The sequence below is a fragment of the Bacillus sp. CCNWLW194 genome, assembly GCF_037120585.1.
Taxonomy (GTDB): domain Bacteria; phylum Bacillota; class Bacilli; order Bacillales; family Bacillaceae_G; genus Bacillus_A; species Bacillus_A basilensis.
In genome coordinates this window covers 62169-87944 of the sequence record NZ_JBBBBL010000005.1, presented here as the reverse complement: position 1 = coordinate 87944, position 25776 = coordinate 62169, and the positions used below count along the sequence as shown (strand labels likewise).

The window sequence follows — 25776 nt, the reverse complement described above, 5'->3', positions numbered from 1 at the left end:
TTCAAAGCTCGTCTTATTGTCCGGTCAAATATCCAGTACAACACTTGCAAATATTAAATAGGGCGCTAATCTATTTTTTAAATGAAAAAATCAAAAATAATACCTCAACTAATATATTAATTTGCGGCATCTACTTTTTTGTCATTCATTTTAAAATCTTTTTATAATAATACAGAAAAATACGCTATAATATAAGTTATTGTTCTTTAGGGGGGGTTTAATGGCTGATAAGTATAAATTTTTAATTCTCGTTGTTACAGCATTTTTTTCTTTCTTTTCCTTAATAAAAGATTTCCGTAACACTTCAAAAAGTTTCTTTTGGGGAAGCTTTGCAATCCTAACAAGTTTTATATTATTATTAACACACGCTTTAGAGTTAACTCCAATACTTCTCCATTCAGCCCAGATGGCTCTTGAGATTATTACAATACCTCGTAAATTATTTTTTCCGTCTGGCACTGAAGTTGCTAGTATTTGCTAACAATTCGTGTATCTAAAAAAATTTCAACTCTATATTTCTAATTATCTTTATAAATATAAAAGTGCGGTTTCTCCTTTCTAGAGAAACCGCACTTTATTAAATTTTAAAAATGACTAGTATACAAATCACCGTTTTATCCTTACATTTACGATTAGTTATTTCAGCATTATGTTCCTTATAAATTTCAAACGCCTAATCGCTTTCTACGCTTCTTCACCTTCCCTTTATTTCCTTTATTCCCCCTTGCTTAACCAGTATTTCAAGGTATAAACGTACTAGCTTATAAACACTCTCTTTTCGCCGATTTTTCTGCTCTTCCTGTTCTTTCTCTTTCTTTTTTCTCCTCTTTTCCTGTTCTTCTTGATTCTTCATCCGGACGCACAATGCTTTATAGTTTTTCAGCTCCTTCACCACAAGTCTACACATCTGATTATCATCGATGTCTCCAAAAAATGAAAATTGATTCATGTGATACGGCTCTCCTCCGTTCAATCTACTTACTTATAAATGAATTACTTTATTAATTTTCCATAAAACAGTAATTATTATATAATTAAACTATTGAAATATTAGGTGGTGATACAAATGACTGAAACAATCCGAATCGCTCTTTTCACTCTTGTAGGAATAAGTGCCATATTTTCTGTAATTAAAGAATTTCAAAAACCAGAAAAAAGAAAGTTTTGGATTACCTTCGAAACTTTAATTCTGATCGGGGCAGCCTGGATGTTAATTGGACTTCTCATGTAACCTACTTAATTAGTACCCTCCCTTGAACAAAACTCAATATTGCGTCAATAATGTAAGTAACATTAGATTTTCTCTTTGGAAAACCGAGCAGCTAGCTTTTGCTAGCTGTTCTTTTGTTATACATCTGATTCAGAAGTAGTGCCGTTTTTAAATTAATAAAGGAATTTCGAAAACCACTGAAAAAACAATTTTTGATTTTAGTTGATTCTCTAATTTTGATAAGAGCTATATTTTTATGGCTAGTTTTTTTATCTACATTACTTAAAGAGAACTCTCAGTTACTAAAGCAGTTAGCAAAAGCCAACTGCTTTTTTATTAAAATAACGCCTTCATTTCAAAATTATATTGTTTTAAATTATCTATTCTACTTCTCTTCTTTTGTTCATATGCCAAGTTCTTTATTCATATACTAAAAATAATTGACATAACTGAATGGAGGCTAATTATGCCTTTTGCAAATATTATTAAATACGGACGCGTTCCCCACTTTAATTCTAACTTCCCTTTGATTTTATTTTGGAGTCAAAAAAGTGGCTGTACTTCTCTTGCACATTGGTTTTTTTATCAAATAAATTTATTTAAACAAGCCATAAAATACGATTCCTTCATCCATCATTATGAAAATGAAATATACAAAAACTCCTCGGACTACTTTATTGAACTAGCTGCGGCTTTATATACAAATGGAAAAGATACCTACAAATTAGTGAGAAACCCCTATACAAGAGCTGTAAGTTCATTCTTTTCACTAATCGCCCCCCCTTACATAGAAAACCCAGCATGGGATCCTATTCGGAATTTTTATTATGGTAATGAATTTTGTAAGAAACCTATTTCATTTAAAATCTTTCTCTACTACTTAAAAGCGCAAATGATAGATTTACAACAAGTAGATCCACATTTAATGCAGCAATATGAACCAGGTGAGGAGGAGTTTGTTACAAAGTATATCTACCTTGAAAATTTCTCTACCGAAATTGTACGTCTAGAACAAACATATCAATTAAAAACTTCTCCTTTACACATACTAACCAAATCATGGCATCATCAGAAGGACAGGGCGATTTTTAGAGGTAATTTTGCAGATGCTGATATTACCGATCCTTTATTTCCACGCCTCCCAACATACGATAGTTTTTATGATCATGAAACTATCCAATTAGTACAAGATATTTTTAATAAAGATTTCAACACGTACAAATACCCATTAACCCTTTAAAAAATAAGTGATTTTCTAATTGCAGTTTCATATATTATGTGGAAACTTAAATTCGCCTATTTAAGTTTCCACATAAAACTCTCGTAGTAAGTTGAGACACTGGAAGCAGTGTCTTTTCCCAATAAAATCCGAATTTTGAAAATTTATTTTCCTGATTTACGTCATACACATGCAACACTACTTTTGAATCAAAGTATATATCCAAATATTGCAAGTGAATAGTTAGGTCATAAAGACGTTTTCATAACATTAAATTGCTATTCGCATATTTTACCTGGGACCTGGGATGCAAGAAGACGCAGTTAAAACATTTAGTGAACAACTATTTGGATAGTAATGTTTGAAAATATAAAAATGCGGTTCCCCCTTCCTAGAGAAACCGCATCACATCAATGTTTTTATTAAATTTTAAACTGACTCGTATACAAATCAAAGTAACATCCTCTATCTTTCATAAGAGATTCATGATTCCCTATTTCCATAATACTTCCATCTTTTATAACAAGAATTTGATCTGCTTTTTCAATCGTTTTCAGTCGATGAGCGATTACAAAACTTGTTCGACCTCTCATTAAATTGTTTAGTCCTTCTTGAATTTGTAATTCTGTTCTCGTATCAATATTAGATGTGGCTTCGTCAAGAATTAATATATCTGCATCTGCTAAAATTGCCCTCGCAATCGCAAGAAGTTGTTTCTGTCCTTGACTTAAATTCGATCCTTCTGAAGCAATTTTTGTTTCATATTGATAAGGTAAATGCTTTATGAAAGAATGTGCAGATGCTGCCTTTGCTGCATTAATTACTTCTTCATCACTAGCATTTAATCGACCATAACGGATATTATCCATAATCGTCCCAGCAAATAAATACGTATCTTGTAAAACTACTCCTATTTTACTTCGCAACGAATTAATATCATAATCTTTAATATTTTTTCCATCGATATGAATTTGCCCTTGCTGAATATCGTAAAAGCGCGTCAGCAAATTAATGATTGTTGTTTTGCCCGATCCAGTTGGACCAACTAAAGCAATTGTCTCCCCTGGCTTCGCCTTAAGACTCACTTCTTTTAAAATCGCCTTATTTTCCTCATAACCAAATGAAACATTTTCGAGTGCAACATGCCCTTGTAAATTTTGTACAACGGATGCATCTTTTTTATTTTGAATCTCCGGTACTTCATCCATAATTTCAAAGACTCGTTCTCCACCAGCAACTGCCGCTTGAATCGTATTCATTAATGTTGCGAATTGACTGAGCGGTCTTGAGAATTGACGAGAATAATTAATAAAAGCCGCAATGACACCTACTGTAGTCATTCCATTTAAAACCATTACTGATCCAGTACCAATTACAAGTCCCATACCTAAGTTGTTTATAAAGTTCATACTCGGAAAAATAAAAGCTGAAAATGTATCCGCCTTCGTAGCTGAAACTCTTAGTTGTTCATTAATCTTATTGAAATTTTGTACGGTTTCTTTTTCTTTCCCGTATAACGTTGTAACATCCGCTCCTGTTATAGCTTCCTCAATAAAACCATTTAATTCTCCTAAATCTTTTTGACGCTTTGCAAAGTTTTTACCACTATAAGCAACTAGTTTTTTCGTAACAAAAAACATAATAGGTACTGTAATTAAAGTAACAATTGCTAAAATCCAATCTAATGCGAACATCGCAATCGTTACACCTATAAAGGTTAATGCTGATGAAATAATTTGTACAACACTTTGTGTCAACGCTTGATTCAAATTATCTATATCATTGGTCACACGACTCATTAAATCTCCTTGAGAACGTACATCAAAGAACCGTAAAGAAAGCGTTTGGATTTTCTCAAAAATATCTTGTCGTATTTTTTGTATGGTTTTTAATGCAACGTTAACCATTACAAATGTTTGTAACCAAGTTAAAAACACTGTAATACCGTAAATTGCGATAAGTAACATGCACATTCTTGCTGTACCATTTAAATCTTTAGGTACAATATATTGATCTATAATTACTCCCATTAAGTAAGGACCTAATAACCCAAGTAATGTCGTAATAAATACTAAAAATATAACGAACGTAAGAGCAGCCTTTTGATACCCCATATAGTTCCATACTCGCATTACAGTTCCTTTCGTATTATTAGCTTTCCCCATCTTAGGCGCGTTACGTCCACCTTTATTAGCAAATTGCCCTTGAAAATTACGCATGTTCTTTCCCACCTTCTTTTTGTAAATTGCCACCTTGGGAAAGATAAATTTCTTGATATACCTCACATTGTTTTAACAGTTCTTCATGTGTACCATCACCAACTAATTCACCGTTATCTAAAACGAGAATTTTATCAGCATCAATTATTGATGAGATTTTAGAGGCAATTAATAATGTTGTTGTTCCTTTATATTCTGTTCTTAATGATGATTGAATGTTAGTTTCTGATTTGGCATCAACTGCTGATGTAGAATCATCTAATACAAGAATAGATGGCTTTCTCACAAGCGCCCTTGCAATTGATACACGCTGTTTTTGTCCACCTGATAAATTTGTCGCACCTTGTGTTAAATGATATTGATAAGAATCTTCCAGCTTGTTAATAAACTCAGTCGCACAAGCTGATGAAGCCGCTACTTCCAGTTCGTCACTTGTTGCATCTTCTTTACCATAACGTAAGTTCTCTTTTATACTACCTGAAAACAACAATGCCTTTTGAGGTACAAAACCTATTGAACCACGCAGTTTTTGTAAATCGTATGCCTTAACATTTATTCCATCAATACATATTTCACCTTGATCAACATCGTATAAGCGCGGTAATAGTTTTGCTAAAGTAGATTTACCACTTCCAGTAGAACCGATAATCCCTACTTTTTCACCTTTACATATGCGAAATGAAATATCTTTTAAAACATATTCATTATTTTTCGTATAACTATAACTAACGTTTTTAAAGTCAATATGTCCCTCGATTTGCTTAGGTACAAGCGCATTTGTTTCGCTCATAATATCAACCTCAGTATTTAAAATTTGCTGTACACGATCCGCAGACGGAAATGCTCGCGCGATTTGCATAAATACCATACTTATAGACATAAGTGACATTAAAATAATATTCAAATAGTTTATAAACGCTAATATAGCTCCTACTTGAAGAGTACCGTTAAATACTTTTTCTCCACCAATCCATAATGTTGCGACAATCCCCCCGCTTACAACCAACATTATAATTGGCATCATTAAGGAAATAAGCTGAACCGCCCGAATATTTATCTTCGTTAAATTTGTATTCACTTTTCCAAACTGAGTGATTTCATATTTTTGTCTTACATACGCTTTAATAACACGGACACCAGATAAATTTTCTTGTAACTTTGTATTCACTTTATCTAATGCTTCTTGCACTTTTTTGAATGTCCCGCTTGCTTTACTTGCAATAAATATAATCGCAAGTAATAAAATTGGAACAACTACAAGTAATATTGGAAATAACTCACGCGCTGTTACAAAAACAATTATGATACTTCCGATAAACAACAAAGGACCACGAACAAGAACACGTAATGTCATCGTCATCGCCGATTGAATAGAAGTAACATCATTTGTCACAATCGTTAATAATTTCCCAGTTCCAAATGAATCACGATTTTCACTAGAAAATGTTTCGATTTTCGCAAATACATCTTTTCGTATGTCTGTAGCGAAATTTACAGCTGCTTTTGTAGAATACATCATGCACCCAAGTCCTCCAACTAGACCGAGTGCTGCTGCTCCTATCATTAGAAGCCCCATTTTTATTACATAATTCATATCCCGATTTGCTATCCCAACATCAATAATATGTTGCATAATAGTCGGTTGAATTAAGTCCATCGCAACCTCAAGTACCATAAATAGCGGTCCAATAATAGCGAAGAACATGTATGGTTTTAAATACTGTAATAACTCACGAAATGATTTCATACATAATCTCCTTTTTCCTATGAAATTACCAATTAATAATTCTTATCCTCCTTACTTAAGCCATATAATTTATGATTTTTTTATTACTTCTATTATATTATGCAAATTAATATTTAACATTATTAAATGATAAGCATTAATGACTTTTCGGTCAATAAATGTGCTTTGTATTATATAAATACAAAAACCGCATTCTTAATGAAAAGAATACGGTTTTTTATCTATATTTTTTCAGTTGTAAAATCTAAAAACTCAGTCTCAAATCCATTGTTTTTAGAAGGACTACACATGTAAAAACCTATTTTAACAGGCTCATTTCCTATATCCTCCATCAAATGAGCGATTCTTATTTGTTCCCATTGATGGATCTTTTTCACATATATTGTATAATCACCACGTTTACGAACAATTCGAAAACGAAGTTGTTGGGTAGCTGATTCTGTTGGAAAGTCTTGTGTTGACCAATCGGAATATCCATTATTCGTTACGACAGCTCCTAAATGAGATGGACCATCTGGAATATATTCTAATGAAGTTTTCAACCAACACTTTTCCGAAATCATAACAAAAAGACCTGCTTGATCGAATTTTGAATTTGGATTCATACGCAATTGAACTTCAGCTTGAAAGTCTGTCATCATCTCAGTATAAAATACATGACCATTCATTACTTCAAAACCATAATGTGTTTTAAGCCAAAAATCTGTTTCGGGTTTCGAGCGGACAATAAACACATGATTGTCATTAAGCTTATAATATTCAGGTACATTCATTATAGTAAGTTGCTCAATATGTTCTGGTATATGTGATATTTTCATAGTTCCTCCATAATAAAGCATCTATATGCACATTTAAAATTCTACTAATACTGGGAATTTATAACCTTTCAAATCCAACTCTCTATCACTTCGAACCATTAAATACTTACTAGACTGTAATTCGGTAAACTGTACATCTTCAATTCCTAATTGATCTGGAGAGAAGTAAAATTCAATTTCTGTAAATCTTTCAGAAATTTCCCCGCATATTTCATCTAAAACTGGAAGTACTGGTGCAAACACTCCATATAATTTCAACTTTTCATTATCTACTTCATACACAATTAGAGCATCTAGTTTCTCTGAATAATACAATTTCTCATTCCATTCCGAGTCATACATATTCAAATAAAACGAAGGATGGAAGTTTAATGTTGAAAAATTATTTGAAAGTCTTTGGCTACTTTCAATAGTTTCATGTATCAACTGTCTATCCTCTTCAATATAATAATCTAGCTTTCTAAGTAAAGAATTATTATTATTTTTATCGTATGGTATAGTCATCAAATATTCCTGTACAACTTTAAATCCAAATGATGTATATAGTTCAGGTTTTTCCGTAAACAATAATGAACATTCACATTGTTTATCAATTTCTTCAATCATTTCCCTCATTAATTCAGTCATTAGTCCTTGTCTACGAAAATTAGGATGTGTCATTACAGATTGAATGCCCGCTGCATTTATTCTTTCACCATTGATTATCAATGGTAGTGAAAATGCTGCAACATTTGCAATAGCTTTATCTTCCTGTAAAAATGATAAAGCTTTATATGTATCATCCCAATAGCCTCTCTCTGAAAAATCCTTCAATGTTTGAATTGTAATCCCAAACACTTCTTCAAATAAAGGAAATAACTGCTCTCTTTTCGGTTCTTCTAATAGAAGTTTTTCAAAATTTTCAACATTCCCCATGTTGTCCCTCCATATGTTAATTCCATCAAATTAGATGTAGTTATATAACCTGCTCTTAAAGTAATAGGTCTTACCAATCAATATACTATCACAAAATATAAAAAAAGAGTCTAATTAATTTTATGTTTCGACTATTCGAAAATAAGTCGAATAAAACAATATTAGGATTTTTGGATATTAATAAGTTTATTGTATGAAAATAGTGCTTTCTAATTCGTTTTTACTAATAGAAATGCACCATTTATAAATAATATTTTTTATTATTTTTTTCCTTCTAGCCTTTCCTTCGTATTAATTTCTTCTCCTCTCATTCTCTTTTCAAATGTATTTCTCCAACTATTAGAAAGCTCATTTACTTCTAAGATCCTTTTTAGCCCTTCCATATTTTGTTTTTCTTTATGCATGATACGATTAGCAAATGCTACTGTAACACCATGTGGATTAAACTTTAGTAGCTTTAAAGTATCAACAGGTGATACCCAACCTTCTTTTAATACGCGAAAATAAAACCCTGTATATCCTGTTTCTTGAAAATATATTGGTAACTTTGGAATATTGTATTTCTTAGCTAATTTAAAACAAGGTTGTCTTGGCTGCGTTACTTGTACAATTGCTTCTCCCATTTGAAATGTATCACCAATACAAACATCCTCTTCACACATACCGCTTATTGTTATATTTTCTCCGAATGCTCCATATATAAGTTCTTGATTCAACTCTTTTTCCCAGTATGGATAGTGGTCACCAGTATAAACACAAACTGCTTTATCTACTCCTCCATGATGGACTAAGTCCGCTTGCCCATCTCCATTAAATTTTACAAAGGATAAAAATACTGGTTCCTTTACTTCTTTTTTATTAATACCTGTATGAATTATCTTTCCACCGTACGGAACCTCTTTTGGTAATCCTATATTTAAAGATAATATTTGATATTCATTTGTCATTCTATTTCCTCCTTTAAAGATGTTACATGAATTTACTCTCTCGATTTATTTTCACAACTATCTCTGTTATATAAAGATGATTATAAAACCTAAAAAATCATTGTTCAATCCAATTATTTATATAATAATGATAGGTAAAACCTATCATTATACTTGAGGTGATCCAAATCGAATTACGACAACTTGAATATTTTTTAGCTGTTTCAAAAGAATTGCATTTCACAAAAGCAGCTGAGAAATTAAATATTTCACAGCCTTCACTAAGTCAGCAAATACGTGCTTTAGAACATGACGTAGGAATGCCGCTTTTCGATCGTATTGGTAAAAAAATATCTTTAACTGACGCTGGAAGGATTTTATTATTACATAGTAAAACCATTTTTCATGAAGTCGAACAAGCTCGTTCTGCTATTCAAGATTTAAACGGATTACAGCAAGGTTCCTTAACAATTGGATCATTGTTAACCGTCGTGAATTACTTACTACCACCAGCTATTATAAATTTTAATAATTTATATCCCAATATAGAACTTTCTGTATTAGGGCTTCGCACAGGAGATATTCGTGAAAAATTATTACAAAACGAACTAGATATTGGCATTACATTTCTCCCGGTACAAGATAAAGAGATTATTTCTACCCCTCTATACAAAAGTGAACTTACATTAGTCGTACCAACCGGTCATCCATTAGCTGAACATGATCATGTATCTATTGCTGAATTACAGAACTACCCTTTAATTCTATTACCTATAAATTTCTTTTTAACCGAATTAATTACATCTCATTGTCAAAAATTCAACTTTAAACCAAAACCAATTTTAGAAATTAGTACAATGGAATCTTTAATCCAAATGATTTCAAAAGGAATGGGAATTACAGTGTTACCAAAACCATATATAGACTTTTTACAAAACAAAAACATTCAAACTGTAAAATTAAGAAATCCTACTCCGACAATAGAAATAGGGCTTATTTATAGAAAAGATAAATATATGTGTGCTGCAACTCGAGAATTCATTAAGCAATTGAAACTAACCGTACATTCTTTACAAAATTAAATAAAAAAAGAGATTATCCTATGAAGTCGTTTCATAACGACCTAGTAGAATAATCTCTTTTCATAATGAAATAAATTATTACCTATAAATTTCAGTGTACCTTTTTGGAAATTGGAATATATTTTGTAAAATAAGCCCCAACTAACAATAATACGATTGAAAATAGCACTGTAAAAATACCATCTAAATGAAACCAATATGCAAACAAATTAAAGATTGCAAGTGCAAAGAAACAAATTGAAGTTAATGCACTTTTTAATCCTTTTATGTCCGCTTTTTTTCTTTTTTGATATGCAATATACATGGAAATGGCTAGAAAAATGATAAGAACAATCGTTAACAAAATTTTCAGCATCGGTAATCCCTCCAGTATACATAACACCTTCGTTACTACCATCTTATCCCATTTATCCCTTTGGAATCAATTCATTATTCTCTTCTCTCCAAAAATCAGTATAAGTTTTATTTTCAACGTTCACATTCACCTCAGAAAAAGGAAGACTTCCTCCAACTTTCAATGAATACCAGTTATTTAAAATTGGAGATCCGAAACAAATATTCATTGTGCGATCATGTAAATCGGATAATACAGAATGTAAAGTTCCAAACCACTCTTCATAATTATGCACTGTCAGACCTGCAGGATATTCTAATTCTACTATTCCTTTTAAAGAACCCATGCTCAATTTTTCATTTTGATTTAAAAGTTCGTGTAAAGTGGAATATCTCTTTGTAGATTGTTCTAATCTCCTATTATTTAATTTTTTAATAGCTGGACTAACTGCATGGTTTGTTGATACGATAAAAGATTGACTGTCATCATCAATTGTGATTATTGATTTATACCCGTCAAATATCTCAATACGTGCTGCATCTAAAGGATCCGCTACTATTAGATTAATATTACTAGCAATCGGCATTTCTTCTATTAGTGCCTTAGCCTCCTGCACATTTTTGCATTTCTCCAATAACACTCGAATTACTGCAAAACATTGTAAACCACTTACCGCTGGCTTTCTCAAACCCGCAATATTTCCTACCGGTTGGCCACATGCTGAAAATGTAACAGATAATCCATGCTCGTTAACTCCTTCCGTTCGACCAAAATTTTGAGTGGAAAAGCCACTATGTGCATATGCACCTTCAACATGAGTCGAACAAAAGCGCATATCATCTATTACTGGTGACAAATCATAGTTTCTTAATACATAAGTATGCTTTAAATCTGTCTTTTTAGGTAAAATAGCACAATGGCTACAACCTGCTTTTAATAGTGTTTGATAATAATACAACATATTTTCAGATGGAATTTTTAACACTTCACAAAACCCTTCAATCTCTTCATTTATTCCTGGACAATATTTATGTAGTATATTCTTAGATTCTGTCCAATGGTGATGCGATATTAAGTTTTCTTTCTGTATAAATTGTGGAATGAGATAAGGATGTCGTTTCGCAAATTCCCCTTGTTGCTTACCGATTTCATAATGACTTCCTTTTAACGATGAAAAATAACCCTTTACTTGATACACCTAATTACCCCCTCTTATTGAATTTATCCATATCGTACCAAATATACTTTATTCATTCTTGATGTTTTTTACTGTCTTTCAAATCAAATGTGGCTGGGATAAAGCAGAAATTTATAAAACAAAAACTAGGAAACTGTTAATGATTAAAGTTTCCTAGTTTTTCCTTATACTAAATGATTCCCTCTGCCACCATCGTTTCTGCAATTTGAACTGAGTTCCACGCTGCACCTTTTAATAAGTTATCGGAAACGATCCAAAGATGAAATCCGTTTGGTGTATCAGGATCTTTTCTAATTCTACCGACAAATGTATCTATTTTCCCTTCTGCATATAATGGCATTGGATACAGCTGTTCACTAGGGGTATCCTGCAGTATAACACCTGGTGCATCCAGCAGTACTTCTTTAATTTCAGTAACAGTTGCTTCTTTGTCAAGTTCAATATAAACTGATTCTGAATGTCCTGATACGACTGGAACCCGCACACAAGTAGCTGCCATTTTCAAATTGGGATCTTCTAAAATTTTCTTCGTTTCTTGCATCATTTTTACTTCTTCAAATGTGAAATCATTATCTGTAAATATATCTACTTGAGGTAGTACATTAAACGCAATTGGATAATGCTTTTTATCTTTCTTCACTGGTAATATAGTACTCTTAACCTCTTCACCTGCAAGTATTGACTTAGCCTGCTGTTTTAGTTCATGAATCGCATGAATTCCTGAACCTGACACAGCTTGATATGTGGAAACAATAATTCGTTCCAATCCGAATGCTTTTCGTATTGGCTGAAGTGCTGTTACCATCTGTAATGCTGAACAATTCGGAACTGCTATAATACCTTTATGCTCCTTTAATGTGTGTGCATTTACTTCCGGAACAACGAGCGGTACATCATGTGCCATTCGGTATTCACTTGTGTTATCAATTACAATTGCACCACTAGATACAGCTTGATTTACAAATTGCCTAGAAACTTCTCCCCCAGCGCTAAAAAAGGCAATATCTACACCTTCAAAGCTAGTTGTTTTTGCCTCTTGTATTATTATCTCTCGCCCTTTAAATTGTACTACCTTACCAGCGGATCGTTGTGATGAAAGCAACGTAACTTCAACTATATTAAATTTAGTTTCTTTCTCTAAAAGTTCAATAATTTTCTGTCCTACTGCACCTGTAGCCCCAACTACAGCTACATGATAGCCCTTTTTGATCATCTTTTTTCCTCCAATATCACTTGAATAAATATTTCTACAATTTTATTTTATAAAGAATTTAATCATTTGGAAAATTGAAATACGTGATATAATCATTCACAAATCATGATAATAAAAGAGGGATTGCTTATGGAAATGAGACATGTTAAAACATTTTGTGCGATTGTGAAGCACGGTAGTTTTTCTAAAGCTGCTCATGCATTAGGTTATGCGCAATCTACTGTTACAGCGCATATGAAAGTATTAGAGAATGATTTACACATTCCCCTTTTCGATCGGTTAGGGAAAAAAGTACTTCTTACAAAAGCAGGTCATCAATTTCATCCTTATGCTTTAGAATTACTTGCTATTTATGAAAAAGCGCAAGAAATCCCTCAAAATACCGATCATTTAGAAGGCACATTGAGTATTACATCTAACGAATCATTAGCAGTATATCGTTTACCACAATTATTACGTACCTACAAACAGAAAAATCCGAAAGTAAATATCATACTTGAAACAAGCACAAATGAACAAGCATTACAAAAATTACGTGAAGGAGAAACAGATGTTGTCTTCATAATCGGAGAAAGTGTTGAACATAATGATTTTATTACGCGTACATTTAGTAATGAAACATTTGGATGGATTTTACCGCCCCATTATTCTACACAATCTAATCCGTTTTGTTTATTAAAGGATACTCAGTTTATTTTTACCGAACAAAGCTGCGGCTATAGACCAATGGTAGATCATTTTTTACGTCAAAGCGGGAATATTCCAGCTAAAACATTTGAAACTTCCAACGTTGAAGTCATTAAACAATCCGTTATGTGTGAGTTAGGAATTTCAATTCTTCCTTACATCGTTGTACAAGAAAGTTGTCAAAAAGAGCAACTCAGTTTTCAGCCTATCGAAACTCCAACAGTTATTCAAAGCCATGTAATCTATCATAAATCTAGATGGATTTCACCTGTAGTACAGTCGTTTCTTTCACTATTAAAAGTGATGAAAGTATAAAATAATTTGAAAGAAAACATGAGTTGAAATCCTTTGAAGAATATCAACCCACATTTTCTTTAATACTACTTATATAAAGGCTGTTTTTATGAGTTTTTCGTATAAGTGTGATTTCATTAATTAAAACTATTTTCAAAGTCGACATATCAGCGATAATTTATGTCTATTTCGAATAGGTGTTAGCAAGTTCGTTTGCAAACTTGTTAGCACTTTTTTAGATTCCCTCCAATACATACGCTCTCACAAAAACATCATATACCTCTTAAAAATTAGCATAGTTTGTATGAATTCTATATCTAGTAGAAAGCTCTCTATTATATAAAAATATAATAATAGGTTAATAAACAAGCATTCTTTTTACTAAAACATAGAATAATATGAACCCTAATGGAAGGGAGGTATAAAAGAATGTCCTGGAATAATGATTGCTGGAGTTCTAAGAAAAATCATTGTTGCGATGATTGGTGGAAATCTAAAGATAAGCATCATTGTGATGACGATTGGTGGAAATCTAAAGATAAGCACAATTGCGATGACAATTGGTGGAAATCTAAAGATAAGCACAATTGTGATGACGATTGGTGGAAATCTAAAGATAAACACCATTGCGATAATGATTGGAAGTTTAATCGAAATAAGTGTCGTTGTAAATGTTTCTTTATTTGTTGTCATTGTAAAAAGAAACATTGTTAAGTTTTTCAGTGCCAGCTTAAAGGCAAAGAATATATCTTAGGGACTAACAAACGCCAGATTATGGTAATTAAAAAGACTGTCTCTAAATGAAGTGCACCCCAATTGTTAGACACATAATTAACAATTGGAGGTGCATTTTTCATGGTTAAATTTTCTTCGAAAGACAAAATACAAGCAGTAAAACGATATCTAGAAGCTACGGAATGCGGAAAAAATGCGACTGTGATTGTCATTGCGAACCTCGCTACCAAGCGTAGACATCCGGCCCTTTATTCCGTAATGCTGACACTGATTTCATCCAAGTTTCTGCACTTAATCAAACAGACGAACCGCCAACTGTAACTATAGCGGTACAAAATTATCAAGATACTTGTGAGGGCAATGTATATCCTTCATATGGGTATCTTTGTGGGGAGTTAATTAACGATGATAACGGCGGTTCAGATGATGAAGTACGCAATGGGGATGGTAACGGAGGATATATCTATTGTGAGCCTGAAGGCGTAAATCCGTTTATTGGACCGGTAACATTTACAATTCCACCTCGGCAGTTGTTTAGCGTAAAGGGATTTTTTCCGCAAGACCCGTATCAACCGGTAGACCCACATTACGTAGTTCGGATAACAATCTAAATACAAACCGTACTCAAAGTTCATAAACGTAATTTGATGGAAGAAGTTCGCATTTACCCAAGCCATATCAGCTTCTTTTGTTATTTTTGGATCTACTTGTAAATGGATTCCCTTCTTCATGTTTGTAATTGTAATGTTGTTGCATTTTACGTTATCATTGTAAGACATTGGTGTTGTAGCTTCCATAAGAATTCCTGTACCTGTCCATCCACTTGTCGCATGTTTACCAAGTATATTAATATCTTCAGCATGTGATCTTGTTCCGTCAGCTCTTCATCATCTAGCATCTTTTTTAACTTGGCTTTTGTCTCAGGATTTTTAACATTAGTAATGCTCCTTTTCGCAATAGTAACGTTACCTTTTAATTGTTCATCCCATTTAGCTTGCGATTTCCACTTTCTAATTTGAGATGGCTTCAGGTTTAATTCCTTTGCAATCTCAACAAGTGCCTTCTCACCATTGCTTGCTTTGTATATTTCAAATGCTTTATCACGGTCTGGACTACGCTGTCTCGCCATCTACATTTCACCTGCCACCTCACGTCGAATTTTATATTTCCATGAGTTCATTTCTTACGCTAATCACTAAATGCATCTTATTTTAAAAATATTTCTCGTTTATTTGTTACCAATTTCCTTTTAGTTTGTATATAGCAATGTAAAAACTAAATTTAAAGGAGAGAAATCATGAAACTAAAAATCAAGACACCAAACGGATTTAAATCAGATTTTTACATTTCACCAGAGTTTATTAGCACTATCGGATTATCCACCTTATATCTCCATCTAGCAGGAATCATTTGATTCTTGCTTTTTCCATTCGTTGAGTTCTTTTGTTTGGTTTAAATGGGTTAGGTTAATCTATTAATTCTATTAAATCCATCAGTTCAACTATTACATATTAACGTTTAATTTGTATATTATAGTAGATTGTTAGAAAGAGGGCGTAACCATGGATAGTTGCGTTGTGTTTGTAAACGGACAACCTTTTTTAGTTCTTTCAGTAGCTGGTATCGAAATTGCTAGATTAGAGATTTCTCTTCAAGTAGCATTAGCTTTAAGAGTGCTTGGAATACCAATCTGCGATTAATTACCGTGCCACTAAAAAAAGAGAGCATTAGCTCTCTTTTTTATTTTCCCGTTATCTTTCCTTAACAACAAAAAATGCTAACCAAGTTCATGGCAGCGCCTAAAATAATTACTATTTATTTAATCCCTTCTTCATATTATCTACTACATTTTTAGCGAGTTGTTCTGTTTCTTCTTTACTTAAATTAGGAACATTAACAGTCACACTATAATTAGTTGTCTTTGTTTCTGTTTTTCTCGGTTTTAAAGTAGCGTAGATAATTGCTATCCCCACACAAACACATGTTATTTTAATTACGTTGTCTAATACTAGTGATGACCACATTAAGAAATCAAACACATAAGAATTATACTTTTTTACTAGTATACAAGCCGTATCTTTTAAAAGAAGCACAACATAGAATAAAATACAGGACAAGACTTTCAAAAAAACTTGTCTGAGTTTATTCTCAAAAAGAGGTGAACATAAATGCCTATCGTTAAGCCTTTTATAGCTGGAAGACGATTTGTAAGTACAGCTGCTACAGGGACTGCTGCTGGAGCAGATTTAACTTTTGCTAACACAGATTTCACTGATGACACTGGTGCTGTAACAACATTCCCTGCTTCTTATGCTTTTTTAACGCTTTATATTAATGGCGTTATTCAAACAGGTGATACTATTACTGGTGTGACTACTACAGCTGCTACTATTGTAGGAGGAGCTGTCCTAGATGGAGGAACTCCTATCGCAATCGAATTTACAATAACATAAATGTAGTTATCTTTTTAGAGGTTTCATTAAAAGAAACCTCTAATTTTAAAAACTGAAATTAATTTTAGTAGCAACTACATAATGCAGTGCATATACTAGTATAGAATAATTGGTATTTATACTCACTCTCAAAAAGAGCACTTATATGGTGCTTATAAATAGAACAAAAATATTTTATCTACTTTTATAAGAAAGTGTTTTTATTAATACAACTGTAATTCCGCATTTTTATAATGAAGAGTATCTACTCCCTTGGTGGTTAATGCACTACACAAAACTATTTAATCACGGTATCCTTATTAATCAAGGATCTACTAATTGTTAAGTATAAATATATAGATTATTTGTATTTGTATTTGTATTAATCATTTGTATCGTATATGGAATCTTATACAACACCATATTAAAATTAAATATGCCTAAATGGACTTCCCATGCAGTAGCTATGGTATTTTCCCTCGGTAGCGCCTATCAAGCTTTTATGAATTTCATTTAAAAACCTTTTTCTTTATTTCTCTCTGTCTATCCTTTACCATGCAAGAACGTAGCAGGCAACTTAATTGATTGCCTGACGTTTTTGCGGTTATTTATTTTCAAATAACTATTTTGTTCACTTTTTTGATACATTTATGAAACATTCATGTGTTATCTTCAGTACGTTCTTTTCTTTTTATAATGTCGTGTGAGATATACCATGACTTGAAGCCCTAGACCCCCTTATCCTAGGGCTTTTTCATTTTAATAAGCTTTTTTCATCATTTTTCATTTCTTTCAGTTACTCCATTTCCTTCCTAACCGATTCATCTAACATTCTTCTTTGTATATTTTCTTTCTTGTTTTCTTGTTTTCTTCAGCTCTAAAACCAAAGTAAAGTAGTACACAAGTAACAAACGAACCTAATACAAATCCTATAATGCTTCCTAACCAGAACATAACGTAATTCCCCTATACATTAATTCAAGCATTTATAAAAACTTAAAATATATAAATGTAACGTAAAGCACTTGTTAAACTTACTGTCATTCGCACTATTTCTCCCAAAGGTGTTATATAGTCATCTTTTTTTATTAGATGGTGCTTTTTCTTTAACTAGAACAAATACGATTGGAAGGACAAGTAAACTAGCAATTGCACATATTATTCCTAAAGAAAAAAACGGAAAGCCATTACTTACAGCAAGTGACGCTACACCAGAAGCAATAGTCATTCCAATATACATGGCAGAGCTATTTAATGCCATTACAGTCCCCCGTACAGCTGGTTTTAATTCTGAAATTAGTGCCGTTAATGATGCTTGGCCAAACCCAATAAATAAACTCCAAATTATATGTATAGTAATTGCAATTACTAGATTTTCTATAGAAAACGAGAATACCATTACACTAATTGAGGCTACAATACTGGCAATGGATATAACATTCCTCTTTCCTATTTTATCAGCTAACTTTCCACCCAGAATATTTCCAACTACACTACCCGTTCCCGCCAGAAAGATCACAATACCTATTTCACCAACGGAAAGTCCAAAATTATTCCCATAATAAACACCTATGTATGAAAACATTCCGTGTAATCCAATTGTCCATAGAAACGTCGCTAATAATGCGAATAAAACTGATATATTTACTAAAGCCATTTTCAATGATGCACCTACCGTTTTCGTTATAGAAACATGCACCTCATTTCGTGGTTTTTCATCTTCTAATATGTAATTAACTAGTAATGTAAGAAATAAAGTTAATAGTCCTATACTATAAAATGTCCATTGCCAATTCCCTACTTCAGATAAAAATGCGCCTATAGGTACTCCAATGACTGTCGAACCTACCATTGCTCCCATAATCGTCCCCATCGCTTTCCCTCTTGACTCATATGTAACTTTATCTCCTACTAATGCAAAAATACTTGGCATAATCATCGCACCAGATAAACCTGTTAGACCACGAAATAATAAAAGAATTTCAAAATCCTTCGCTAATCCAGTACAAAATGTAGAAATAGAGAAAACAACAAACCCTATTATAATCATACGTTTCCTTCCAACTCTATCAGACATTGTTCCGAATAAAGGTGCAGTTATTCCATAACAAAGTGCATAAATTGTAATTAATAACCCTCCACTCCCATCAGGGATACTGATTGTTTCTGTAATAACTGGTAATAAAGGTGCTACTAATAATGAATCTAACCCAACAAAAAAAGCTACAATAGCCAAAATACGTATCATCGGCTTTAACTCCATATATAACTCCCCTTTATTTCACATATGAAATAATCATTTGTTATTATCCCTTTCTCTTTTTTTACTGTACTTGATATTATTTCACATATGAAGTATTTATATAAATAAAAATGTAACAGATTGTTACATTTTTATTATATTTAATTCAAATGCTTCTTCCACTTTAATAATAAAGCATCTAAATGTTCTTCTTCTTCTTTCGTAAAACAACCACAATTCTCTTTTAAAAAATCACTATATTGCACATCTACTTGCTTGTTTGTTTCTTCACCTTTTTTAGTTAAATAAACGAGCGTTTCACGTTGATCATTTGGGTTTTTCTCTGTCATAACGTAACCATCACGCTTCATCCTTTGAATCATTGTCGTCATATTACTTGGAACACATCCCATGTTTTCAATTAACTTTGACATGGATACTTTCCCAGATTTTGCGAGTACTTGAATTACTCCAAATTGTACGTAACTTATATCATACTGTTCAATTTCCTTATCTAGATTTTTTTGTAGTAAATGATAAACATCACGGATATTACCGTAAAGCTCTCTGTTATTCATATGTATATTTAAGCCCCTCTAATTTATTTCATATATGAATCATATTCCCATTTATTTCTTGTGTCAACAAAAAAACACCTTTGTAATTATGACAACAAAGGTGTTTCAAAATCAACATATCTCTTATTTATTAGTCTGTCCCCCACCTGCAATTAATTGACTACCCGAATATGTACCTTTTTGCATAAACACTTGATTAATTAACTCTTTTTGTTCCGCTTCTGACATTACCCCTTTTCCTTCGCCTAAATTCCCGCTTTGTAATTTCCAAATCTTATTGTGATCCGAATCAATCTTTTCATATTTTCCTTGTTTCCATCTCTCTAAAATGTCTGCATATGTATTTCCTTGTACAAGATCATTGCTCTTTACAATATCAAGTAAACTTTCAATACGTTCTTGTGTAATAAAAATATAGCCCCACTTTTGATCAGCTTTCGTTTTTTGATGTGCCATTTCATGTAATGCTGTCTGTATGTTCTCATCTGTCCATTTAAAATTTTTATTAAATCCACTATTCGGTAATGAATGATTGCCCTTTTCTAAAAGCTTTGCATCTTCAGCTTTTACATTACTATCAGCTAGTACTTCTACTGCCGGAGCAGCTGGTGATGCCTTTTTAGCAGCTGGTTTACTATTATTCAAATAATACAGCATACCATACGTTACACCTACGCCAATTACTGCCATACCAGCTAAAATACCTATTATTTTAAATAATGTTTTCATCTTGCTTGTTTCCTCCCGTATATCCCATTCATAATATCTATTTATAAAAAACAGATGTAGCATCTCTTTATTGGCGCTTACTGCAATTTATTTTTCATACTAATTAACATAGACATAACTTTTACTTTCTAGAAATGCAGCAACTCCATCCTCATCGTTACTTTTAGCAATAAATTTAGCAACTGACTTTAATTCCTCAACTGCATTACTCATTGCTATACCAATCCCGCACTTCTCTATCATTTCCATATCATTGTAGTCATCTCCAAAGGCAATTACTTCAGATACGTCTCGATTTAAGTGCTGTAGAACATATTGAATACTATTCCATTTTGAAACTTCTGCATGCATAATTTGACACAAAGTTCCGTCATCTGTAATGACTGCCTTGCATTCATCAGGCAATTCTTTAATGAATTCCTCGTTTATTGAGCCCTTAGTACAAATAATTACTTTTGAAGCTTCTTCAAAGTCTAAATCTCTTACATCCATAATTTCACATGGTACATTGCCAAAATAATCAGTAACATCAAAATTTGAATACAACTTATCACCTATTTCAAGACAAATCTGATGAAGGTTGTACTTTTTTGCTATTTCTATAATTTCTAAAATGTTATTTTTAGAAATCTTCATTTCATATAAAATATCATTACCTTTAAGAACTAGAGCCCCGTTATAACAAATAATAATTTCACTCTTTAACACGCTGGGAATATACTGTTTTATAGCTCTTGGAGGTCTTGCTGTAGCAAAAATCAGTTCGTATCCATTATTTTTACATTCCCTTAAAATATTAATAGATTTCTCTGAAATTGTTTTATCACTTCTTAATAAAGTCCCATCAAGATCTGAAATAATAATTTTTTTCATACTTACATTTATTCTCCTTTCACAAATAATAACTCTAAGTATTGATTAGTTGTTAAATCAACTGAGTTTTTACAGGTAGTTAATCTATACCTACTTTCGTCTCAATTCCCTAAATCATATATATATTTCCTTATATTGTATTTCTTTTCTCTGTAAATTGAAAGATTATTCTGTTAAAACAATCATTTTTTCCAACTACTAATTCCACTCAAAGTATTTCATTTTAATTTTATAAAAATAAATGATAGCCTTATATTTAAAGGAGATGAATAAATATGAGTTTATTGTATAGCGGTTTAACTTTTTTAAACTTTGGTGATACGTATTTATTACAAAATAAACTACATTCTTATTCACATGAAGATATTGATTTTACCCTTTTAGAACACTCAAACCTATATTGCGAAAGCACTTCTTTAATGCATATAAAAAGGGCATTAAACCGTAGAAAGAAAAAAGGAATTACTTTTATTGGTTCTGGGAATTATCATTATGTATCTTATTTATTACTAGAAGAAATAGACAAGCCTTTTACCCTTATACTATTTGATCATCATACTGATACGAACTTAAAGGAAGTGAATGAACAGTCTCTTATTTCCTGTGGATCATGGGTATCATTTTCTCTTCAAAATAATGATAAGTTAAAAAAAGTAATTATTATCGGACCTTCTTCTCTAACAATTCATTCTAATGATTGTTCATACATAGAAGTTTTTCCGATTCATATATCACATGAAGTATACATACAATACTTTCACATATTCATACAGAAACAATATATGTAAGCATTGATAAAGATGTTTTAGATCCAAAATTTACTATTACAAATTGGGATCAAGGGCATATGAAACTATCTAGACTTTTACAATTTATTCATTCTCTTATTATGAATAAATCTGTCTATGGTATTGATATTTGCGGTGAACTCCCAGTTTATCCTTCTCAACTCTTCTTACCTAAATATAAAAATGCTATTCAGAAAAATGAACAAGCAAACTTACAAATTTTAAAATCAATATATAATACATAAAAAAACAACGAATGCCATATAAGGCACTCGTTGTTTTACGCACGATGTTCTTTTAACCACTTCGTAACCGCATCTAACCTCGAAACATCAAAACGGCTCTCTTCACACACATTTAGACTATTTAAATCATTTACAATTTCTAGTTCATTCGTTTTTACACTTTTCGCTTCAATCATTTTGCAGTACCCGTCTGTAACGGTATTTAAATTTTCATAATAACGTTGAAACGATTTTGATATATGTAAATGTTTTTCAAAGTTTCTTCTTCTTTTTGTCACATCAGATTCTTTCCGTTTTCTAAGTTCCTCATCATTCGTATATAAATAAAAATATTGATCAGGAAAACCAATTTACTTATGTATCAGCTTTTCTTTATAAAAGTTTTCTATTAAAGATAATGGCTGATCAAATATTTCAAAATGGAAACACCAATTATAACTTAGTGGCTGATAAATGTCGCCATCAAGTATTACTAATTCATATTGCTCTGACTTCTGCACTGCTATTTTCCAGCGCTCTACTTGTTTTTCAAAATACCATGCTCTATGTTCATTTTTTGGTCTTTCAAATAAAAAATTCACTTCAGGTATAATATAAGCACCATAATTCTTTTCTAACTCACGACACGTTGTGCTCTTACCAACAGCACCTGCTCCCTCAAAAGCTATAATCCCCATAGTCTCTCCCTCTTTCATTAACTAAAATCTCGTTGTTTCGCTTTTCTCCCCCATAACTGTCTCCATAAAACAATTGAAGCGATAGAAAGCATTATTGTTGTAATGATACTTCCCTCAATTCCGAATGAGCCTCCATGAAAGAGTTCCGATCCGTTTGCTACAGGTCTAAAAATCGGTGTAGAATACATTTCCATTCCACTAACTGCAAAACCGAATACGTTATATTGTGCCCAATTCCAAATGGAATGCCACGCACATATCCCCCAAAGACTACTGTCTTTCAAAACGTAAAAAGCTGCAAACACACCAACTAATATTATATTCGATATTGAAAGAATTGTAATACCTGGATTTAGTAAATGAAGAAAACCAAATAAAAAAGAAGTTACAACAATCCCGATCCAAATACGGCTTCTAACAGAAAGAACTGGAAATAACCAACCCCGAACAACAATTTCTTCTGTTGCACCTTGTATTAAAAAAGCAATTAAAGATCCTACAATTCCAAGTATAGCGGTAGGTGTAATTCGCTGCATTTCTAGTTGTACATTTCCGGTTAATAAAAGTAGCATTACTGGTATCGAAATGAAAATAAACCCAATCAATGCACCTCTCAAATATTTTCTTATCCATTGATCTCTCCAAAAACCAATGGATGAAAATGATCTTTTCTCTACAAATCTAATCCATAAAAAAACAAAAAATATAGCTCCACCAAACGTTAATATCATCTCAATGTTGCTATAAATCGCTTTCATAATGATTGTTTCTGCTTTCGGCAAAAATAGCATAAATAACATGAACAATTCACCTAAAGTCAAAAATACAATTGCAAGTATAACAGCGAATACTGGATGAACTTTTCTTCTCCCTTTTTTTGCTGCTTCAATTATTTTAAATTGAGTAGACTGCAATATTCTCGCCTCCTTAACAAATATATCAACACTATTCTTATACTATATATCGTTTCCCTAATACAATTTTTCAATAAAGTGAAACTTTAATCAGTGAAGGATTTGTTCATCCCCCACTGATTATTAGCCCTCACCAATCGGGATTTTACGGGTAGTTAATGCGTGATAAAAATGTTCTTAGTTTAGCATAAACCAAAATTAGGAATAATATATAAATAAAAGAGATGTCTTTGTGTCTTTTACCATTTTTCCCACCCTATTTCTCACAGGTATTACCAGCACTTGCTATTTCCCACCATTTGTTGTAAGATAGTAATTAAGGTCAATTTAACACTATATTTTCTTTGCATATTATCAAGTATCAATCAGGAACACTTTGTACTCCTTATGGGTTTTTGATAATATGTGAACTTTTATTTTTCATTCAAATAAGGCCGATCATATTGTAATCTTTTTAAATTTTAGGAGGCATTACCATGACATTAACAGGTAAAGTAAAATGGTTTAACAGCGAAAAAGGTTTCGGTTTCATCGAAGTTGCAGACGGTAACGACGTATTCGTTCACTTCTCAGCTATCACTGGCGACGGCTTCAAGTCTCTTGACGAAGGTCAAGAAGTTAGCTTCGAAGTTGAAGACGGTAACCGTGGACCTCAAGCTAAAAACGTTGTAAAGCTATAATTCAAACAATAAAAAGGTTGTTACCAGCTCGGTTAACAACCTTTTTAATATATAACTAAAAATTTTTACATAAAAGGAGTGGTTACATGTATCGCAATCGAAAGAACGATGTAGCAGAAGTACCACCAGAACAAACCCCTGTCTGGGAATGTGAAGCAGAGGATTGTTTAGGATGGATGAGAAAGAACTTTTCATTTGAAGAAGAGCCTAAATGCCCTTTATGTAAAAGTAGCATGAAAAGCGGAGAACGTTTATTACCTAAGTTAGGTTAATTTTTATTTAACCCCTCTTTTATAAGAGGGGTTTTTTATTATAAATTTATATCCCCTACATCCGTTCGAACTATAGAATACAATAATGCATCATGTTGTTTATTTCCTTGATGAATATATCCACGCAATAGGCCTTCCTTTTGAAAACCAATTTTAGATAACATTTTACAAGAAGTAACATTTTCAGGGTATGTAATAGCACCAATTCTAAATAAGCCTAAATCACGAAATCCATAATGAATAATTTCTTGAGCCGCTTCTGATGCATAACCATTCCCCCAATATCGAGGGTGTAAGTCATATCCAATTTCAGATCGTTTACTCCATAGTTGTAAATTATTTAATCCAATTGTACCTATTAAAGTATTTGTTTCTTTTAACACAATCCCCCATCGTATTGCTTTTTTCTCGAAGTAATTTTTCGAAAAAGATTCAATCATACGTGAAGCTTGTCCAAACTCCGTAAAAGAATTCATACCGTAATAACATGTTACCTCATCCAATGAAAAGATTTCATATATTTTTTGACAATAAGATTGTTCTATTTCAACTAAACGCAAACGTTCTGTTTCTAATATAGGAAATACCATAGGATCGCTCCTTTCTTTCTACTCATTCATTATAGCAGAAAAAATATTAATAATTAGGAAAGTCCTCAATGTCCCATTAATCAAATATTTCAAGAGAAGCCTATCCTCTTAATTCAATACGAACTAAGAGTAACCCTTCTTGCATTTGCATGATTAGAA

General features: G+C 32.2%; 27 protein-coding genes and 4 pseudogenes. 12 read left to right on the top strand and 19 right to left on the bottom strand.

The window, feature by feature from the left end:
* Positions 1-220: 220 nt before the first annotated feature.
* Entirely contained in the window at positions 221-481 is a 261-nt protein-coding gene (locus V7S50_RS13250; RefSeq protein WP_063225049.1) for a hypothetical protein, read from the top strand.
* A gap of 213 nt (positions 482-694) precedes the next feature.
* Here V7S50_RS13250 and V7S50_RS13245 read toward each other — a convergent pair whose 3' ends face one another.
* Complete coding sequence (locus V7S50_RS13245; RefSeq protein WP_242253182.1) at positions 695-949, bottom strand: hypothetical protein; 255 nt, start codon at positions 947-949, stop codon at positions 695-697.
* A gap of 117 nt (positions 950-1066) precedes the next feature.
* Here V7S50_RS13245 and V7S50_RS13240 point away from each other — a divergent pair, with 117 nt between their 5' ends.
* Both V7S50_RS13240 and V7S50_RS13235 read left to right on the top strand, forming a co-directional pair.
* Positions 1067-1231, top strand: coding sequence for a hypothetical protein (locus tag V7S50_RS13240; protein WP_000140898.1), 165 nt, complete (start codon positions 1067-1069; stop codon positions 1229-1231).
* A 445-nt stretch (positions 1232-1676) separates the two neighbouring features.
* Complete coding sequence (locus tag V7S50_RS13235) at positions 1677-2450, top strand: sulfotransferase family 2 domain-containing protein (protein WP_242253181.1); 774 nt, start codon at positions 1677-1679, stop codon at positions 2448-2450.
* Between the two features lie 401 nt (positions 2451-2851).
* On the opposite strand, the gene V7S50_RS13230 is transcribed toward V7S50_RS13235, so the two are convergent.
* The 5 genes from V7S50_RS13230 to V7S50_RS13210 form a co-directional block, all read right to left on the bottom strand.
* Positions 2852-4648, bottom strand: a complete 1797-nt coding sequence (locus V7S50_RS13230; RefSeq protein ID WP_242253179.1) for an ABC transporter ATP-binding protein — start codon at positions 4646-4648, stop codon at positions 2852-2854.
* Entirely contained in the window at positions 4641-6395 is a 1755-nt protein-coding gene (locus tag V7S50_RS13225; protein WP_242253177.1) for an ABC transporter ATP-binding protein, read from the bottom strand. The genes V7S50_RS13230 and V7S50_RS13225 overlap by 8 nt, the downstream gene beginning before the upstream one ends.
* Positions 6396-6616: 221 nt before the next feature.
* Entirely contained in the window at positions 6617-7213 is a 597-nt protein-coding gene (locus V7S50_RS13220; protein ID WP_063225044.1) for a DUF1349 domain-containing protein, read from the bottom strand.
* A 33-nt stretch (positions 7214-7246) separates the two neighbouring features.
* Positions 7247-8128, bottom strand: a complete 882-nt coding sequence (locus V7S50_RS13215; RefSeq protein WP_242253176.1) for a GNAT family N-acetyltransferase — start codon at positions 8126-8128, stop codon at positions 7247-7249.
* 260 nt (positions 8129-8388) lie between these two features.
* Positions 8389-9075, bottom strand: coding sequence for an MOSC domain-containing protein (locus tag V7S50_RS13210; protein WP_242253173.1), 687 nt, complete (start codon positions 9073-9075; stop codon positions 8389-8391).
* Positions 9076-9233: 158 nt separating this feature from the next.
* Between V7S50_RS13210 and V7S50_RS13205 the strand changes: the two genes are divergently transcribed.
* On the top strand, positions 9234-10136 hold the full coding sequence (locus V7S50_RS13205; protein ID WP_063225041.1) for a LysR family transcriptional regulator: 903 nt from the start codon (positions 9234-9236) through the stop codon (positions 10134-10136).
* A gap of 91 nt (positions 10137-10227) precedes the next feature.
* Here V7S50_RS13205 and V7S50_RS13200 read toward each other — a convergent pair whose 3' ends face one another.
* From V7S50_RS13200 to V7S50_RS13190, 3 genes are all read right to left on the bottom strand, one after another.
* Complete coding sequence (locus V7S50_RS13200) at positions 10228-10491, bottom strand: hypothetical protein (RefSeq protein WP_063225040.1); 264 nt, start codon at positions 10489-10491, stop codon at positions 10228-10230.
* 52 nt (positions 10492-10543) lie between these two features.
* Positions 10544-11668: a C45 family autoproteolytic acyltransferase/hydolase gene (locus tag V7S50_RS13195; RefSeq protein ID WP_242253172.1), complete on the bottom strand. Its 1125-nt coding sequence runs from the start codon at positions 11666-11668 to the stop codon at positions 10544-10546.
* A 169-nt stretch (positions 11669-11837) separates the two neighbouring features.
* Positions 11838-12881 carry an aspartate-semialdehyde dehydrogenase gene (locus V7S50_RS13190; protein WP_242253170.1) on the bottom strand — a complete coding sequence of 348 codons (1044 nt, stop codon included), beginning with the start codon at positions 12879-12881 and terminating at the stop codon, positions 11838-11840.
* 129 nt (positions 12882-13010) lie between these two features.
* On the opposite strand from V7S50_RS13190, the gene V7S50_RS13185 reads away from it, so the two are divergent.
* On the top strand, positions 13011-13883 hold the full coding sequence (locus V7S50_RS13185; protein ID WP_242253169.1) for a LysR family transcriptional regulator: 873 nt from the start codon (positions 13011-13013) through the stop codon (positions 13881-13883).
* Between the two features lie 421 nt (positions 13884-14304).
* Entirely contained in the window at positions 14305-14616 is a 312-nt protein-coding gene (locus tag V7S50_RS13180) for a hypothetical protein (protein ID WP_242253167.1), read from the top strand.
* 840 nt (positions 14617-15456) lie between these two features.
* Here the strand turns inward: V7S50_RS13180 and V7S50_RS13175 are convergent.
* Positions 15457-15726 (bottom strand): annotated as a pseudogene (locus tag V7S50_RS13175) (phage terminase small subunit-related protein); the annotation flags it as partial.
* Positions 15727-16159: 433 nt separating this feature from the next.
* Here V7S50_RS13175 and V7S50_RS13170 point away from each other — a divergent pair.
* Positions 16160-16297, top strand: coding sequence for a DUF3956 domain-containing protein (locus tag V7S50_RS13170; protein WP_000376554.1), 138 nt, complete (start codon positions 16160-16162; stop codon positions 16295-16297).
* A gap of 111 nt (positions 16298-16408) precedes the next feature.
* On the opposite strand, the gene V7S50_RS13165 is transcribed toward V7S50_RS13170, so the two are convergent.
* On the bottom strand, positions 16409-16570 hold the full coding sequence (locus tag V7S50_RS13165; protein WP_252209271.1) for a hypothetical protein: 162 nt from the start codon (positions 16568-16570) through the stop codon (positions 16409-16411).
* A gap of 195 nt (positions 16571-16765) precedes the next feature.
* On the opposite strand from V7S50_RS13165, the gene V7S50_RS13160 reads away from it, so the two are divergent.
* Together V7S50_RS13160 and V7S50_RS13155 are read left to right on the top strand one after the other, a co-directional pair.
* Positions 16766-17050: a DUF4183 domain-containing protein gene (locus V7S50_RS13160; RefSeq protein WP_001123247.1), complete on the top strand. Its 285-nt coding sequence runs from the start codon at positions 16766-16768 to the stop codon at positions 17048-17050.
* Between the two features lie 202 nt (positions 17051-17252).
* Positions 17253-17369 (top strand): annotated as a pseudogene (locus V7S50_RS13155) (glycosyltransferase family 2 protein); the annotation flags it as partial.
* 485 nt (positions 17370-17854) lie between these two features.
* On the opposite strand, the gene V7S50_RS13150 reads toward V7S50_RS13155, so the two are convergent.
* The 5 genes from V7S50_RS13150 to V7S50_RS13130 form a co-directional block, all read right to left on the bottom strand.
* Positions 17855-17983 carry a hypothetical protein gene (locus V7S50_RS13150; RefSeq protein ID WP_277930125.1) on the bottom strand — a complete coding sequence of 43 codons (129 nt, stop codon included), beginning with the start codon at positions 17981-17983 and terminating at the stop codon, positions 17855-17857.
* 121 nt (positions 17984-18104) lie between these two features.
* Positions 18105-19292 (bottom strand): MFS transporter, encoded by a 1188-nt coding sequence (locus tag V7S50_RS13145; protein WP_242253165.1) that lies wholly within the window; start codon positions 19290-19292, stop codon positions 18105-18107.
* A gap of 140 nt (positions 19293-19432) precedes the next feature.
* Positions 19433-19849, bottom strand: coding sequence for a MarR family winged helix-turn-helix transcriptional regulator (locus tag V7S50_RS13140; RefSeq protein WP_242253164.1), 417 nt, complete (start codon positions 19847-19849; stop codon positions 19433-19435).
* Positions 19850-19972: 123 nt separating this feature from the next.
* Positions 19973-20578, bottom strand: a complete 606-nt coding sequence (locus V7S50_RS13135) for a PRK06770 family protein (protein ID WP_242253162.1) — start codon at positions 20576-20578, stop codon at positions 19973-19975.
* Between the two features lie 99 nt (positions 20579-20677).
* Positions 20678-21451 (bottom strand): Cof-type HAD-IIB family hydrolase, encoded by a 774-nt coding sequence (locus V7S50_RS13130; RefSeq protein WP_060630818.1) that lies wholly within the window; start codon positions 21449-21451, stop codon positions 20678-20680.
* Positions 21452-21726: 275 nt separating this feature from the next.
* On the opposite strand from V7S50_RS13130, the pseudogene V7S50_RS13125 reads away from it, so the two are divergent.
* A pseudogene (locus V7S50_RS13125) lies at positions 21727-22484 on the top strand (arginase family protein).
* 35 nt (positions 22485-22519) lie between these two features.
* On the opposite strand, the pseudogene V7S50_RS13120 reads toward V7S50_RS13125, so the two are convergent.
* Both V7S50_RS13120 and V7S50_RS13115 read right to left on the bottom strand, forming a co-directional pair.
* Positions 22520-23161: pseudogene (locus V7S50_RS13120) on the bottom strand (chloramphenicol acetyltransferase).
* A gap of 17 nt (positions 23162-23178) precedes the next feature.
* Positions 23179-24075: a CPBP family intramembrane glutamic endopeptidase gene (locus V7S50_RS13115; RefSeq protein ID WP_063225029.1), complete on the bottom strand. Its 897-nt coding sequence runs from the start codon at positions 24073-24075 to the stop codon at positions 23179-23181.
* A gap of 476 nt (positions 24076-24551) precedes the next feature.
* Between V7S50_RS13115 and cspD the strand changes: the two genes are divergently transcribed.
* Positions 24552-24755 (top strand): cold-shock protein CspD, encoded by a 204-nt coding sequence (gene cspD / locus V7S50_RS13110; protein ID WP_000176365.1) that lies wholly within the window; start codon positions 24552-24554, stop codon positions 24753-24755.
* An 86-nt stretch (positions 24756-24841) separates the two neighbouring features.
* Positions 24842-25027: a cold-shock protein gene (locus V7S50_RS13105; RefSeq protein WP_000286198.1), complete on the top strand. Its 186-nt coding sequence runs from the start codon at positions 24842-24844 to the stop codon at positions 25025-25027.
* A 38-nt stretch (positions 25028-25065) separates the two neighbouring features.
* Here V7S50_RS13105 and V7S50_RS13100 read toward each other — a convergent pair whose 3' ends face one another.
* On the bottom strand, positions 25066-25617 hold the full coding sequence (locus tag V7S50_RS13100) for a GNAT family N-acetyltransferase (RefSeq protein ID WP_242253161.1): 552 nt from the start codon (positions 25615-25617) through the stop codon (positions 25066-25068).
* Positions 25618-25776: the final 159 nt, after the last annotated feature.

Bases quoted from the DNA above. Each gene is read 5' to 3' on its own strand.
- V7S50_RS13250 (WP_063225049.1), top strand. From the start codon at position 221: ATGGCTGATAAGTATAAATTTTTAATTCTCGTTGTTACAGCATTTTTT.
- V7S50_RS13245 (WP_242253182.1), bottom strand. From the start codon at position 949: ATGAATCAATTTTCATTTTTTGGAGACATCGATGATAATCAGATGTGT.
- V7S50_RS13240 (WP_000140898.1), top strand. From the start codon at position 1,067: ATGACTGAAACAATCCGAATCGCTCTTTTCACTCTTGTAGGAATAAGT.
- V7S50_RS13235 (WP_242253181.1), top strand. From the start codon at position 1,677: ATGCCTTTTGCAAATATTATTAAATACGGACGCGTTCCCCACTTTAAT.
- V7S50_RS13230 (WP_242253179.1), bottom strand. From the start codon at position 4,648: ATGCGTAATTTTCAAGGGCAATTTGCTAATAAAGGTGGACGTAACGCG.
- V7S50_RS13225 (WP_242253177.1), bottom strand. From the start codon at position 6,395: ATGAAATCATTTCGTGAGTTATTACAGTATTTAAAACCATACATGTTC.
- V7S50_RS13220 (WP_063225044.1), bottom strand. From the start codon at position 7,213: ATGAAAATATCACATATACCAGAACATATTGAGCAACTTACTATAATG.
- V7S50_RS13215 (WP_242253176.1), bottom strand. From the start codon at position 8,128: ATGGGGAATGTTGAAAATTTTGAAAAACTTCTATTAGAAGAACCGAAA.
- V7S50_RS13210 (WP_242253173.1), bottom strand. From the start codon at position 9,075: ATGACAAATGAATATCAAATATTATCTTTAAATATAGGATTACCAAAA.
- V7S50_RS13200 (WP_063225040.1), bottom strand. From the start codon at position 10,491: ATGCTGAAAATTTTGTTAACGATTGTTCTTATCATTTTTCTAGCCATT.
- V7S50_RS13190 (WP_242253170.1), bottom strand. From the start codon at position 12,881: ATGATCAAAAAGGGCTATCATGTAGCTGTAGTTGGGGCTACAGGTGCA.
- V7S50_RS13185 (WP_242253169.1), top strand. From the start codon at position 13,011: ATGGAAATGAGACATGTTAAAACATTTTGTGCGATTGTGAAGCACGGT.
- V7S50_RS13180 (WP_242253167.1), top strand. From the start codon at position 14,305: ATGATTGCTGGAGTTCTAAGAAAAATCATTGTTGCGATGATTGGTGGA.
- V7S50_RS13170 (WP_000376554.1), top strand. From the start codon at position 16,160: ATGGATAGTTGCGTTGTGTTTGTAAACGGACAACCTTTTTTAGTTCTT.
- V7S50_RS13160 (WP_001123247.1), top strand. From the start codon at position 16,766: ATGCCTATCGTTAAGCCTTTTATAGCTGGAAGACGATTTGTAAGTACA.
- V7S50_RS13150 (WP_277930125.1), bottom strand. From the start codon at position 17,983: ATGTTCTGGTTAGGAAGCATTATAGGATTTGTATTAGGTTCGTTTGTT.
- V7S50_RS13145 (WP_242253165.1), bottom strand. From the start codon at position 19,292: ATGGAGTTAAAGCCGATGATACGTATTTTGGCTATTGTAGCTTTTTTT.
- V7S50_RS13140 (WP_242253164.1), bottom strand. From the start codon at position 19,849: ATGAATAACAGAGAGCTTTACGGTAATATCCGTGATGTTTATCATTTA.
- V7S50_RS13135 (WP_242253162.1), bottom strand. From the start codon at position 20,578: ATGAAAACATTATTTAAAATAATAGGTATTTTAGCTGGTATGGCAGTA.
- V7S50_RS13130 (WP_060630818.1), bottom strand. From the start codon at position 21,451: ATGAAAAAAATTATTATTTCAGATCTTGATGGGACTTTATTAAGAAGT.
- cspD (WP_000176365.1), top strand. From the start codon at position 24,552: ATGACATTAACAGGTAAAGTAAAATGGTTTAACAGCGAAAAAGGTTTC.
- V7S50_RS13105 (WP_000286198.1), top strand. From the start codon at position 24,842: ATGTATCGCAATCGAAAGAACGATGTAGCAGAAGTACCACCAGAACAA.
- V7S50_RS13100 (WP_242253161.1), bottom strand. From the start codon at position 25,617: ATGGTATTTCCTATATTAGAAACAGAACGTTTGCGTTTAGTTGAAATA.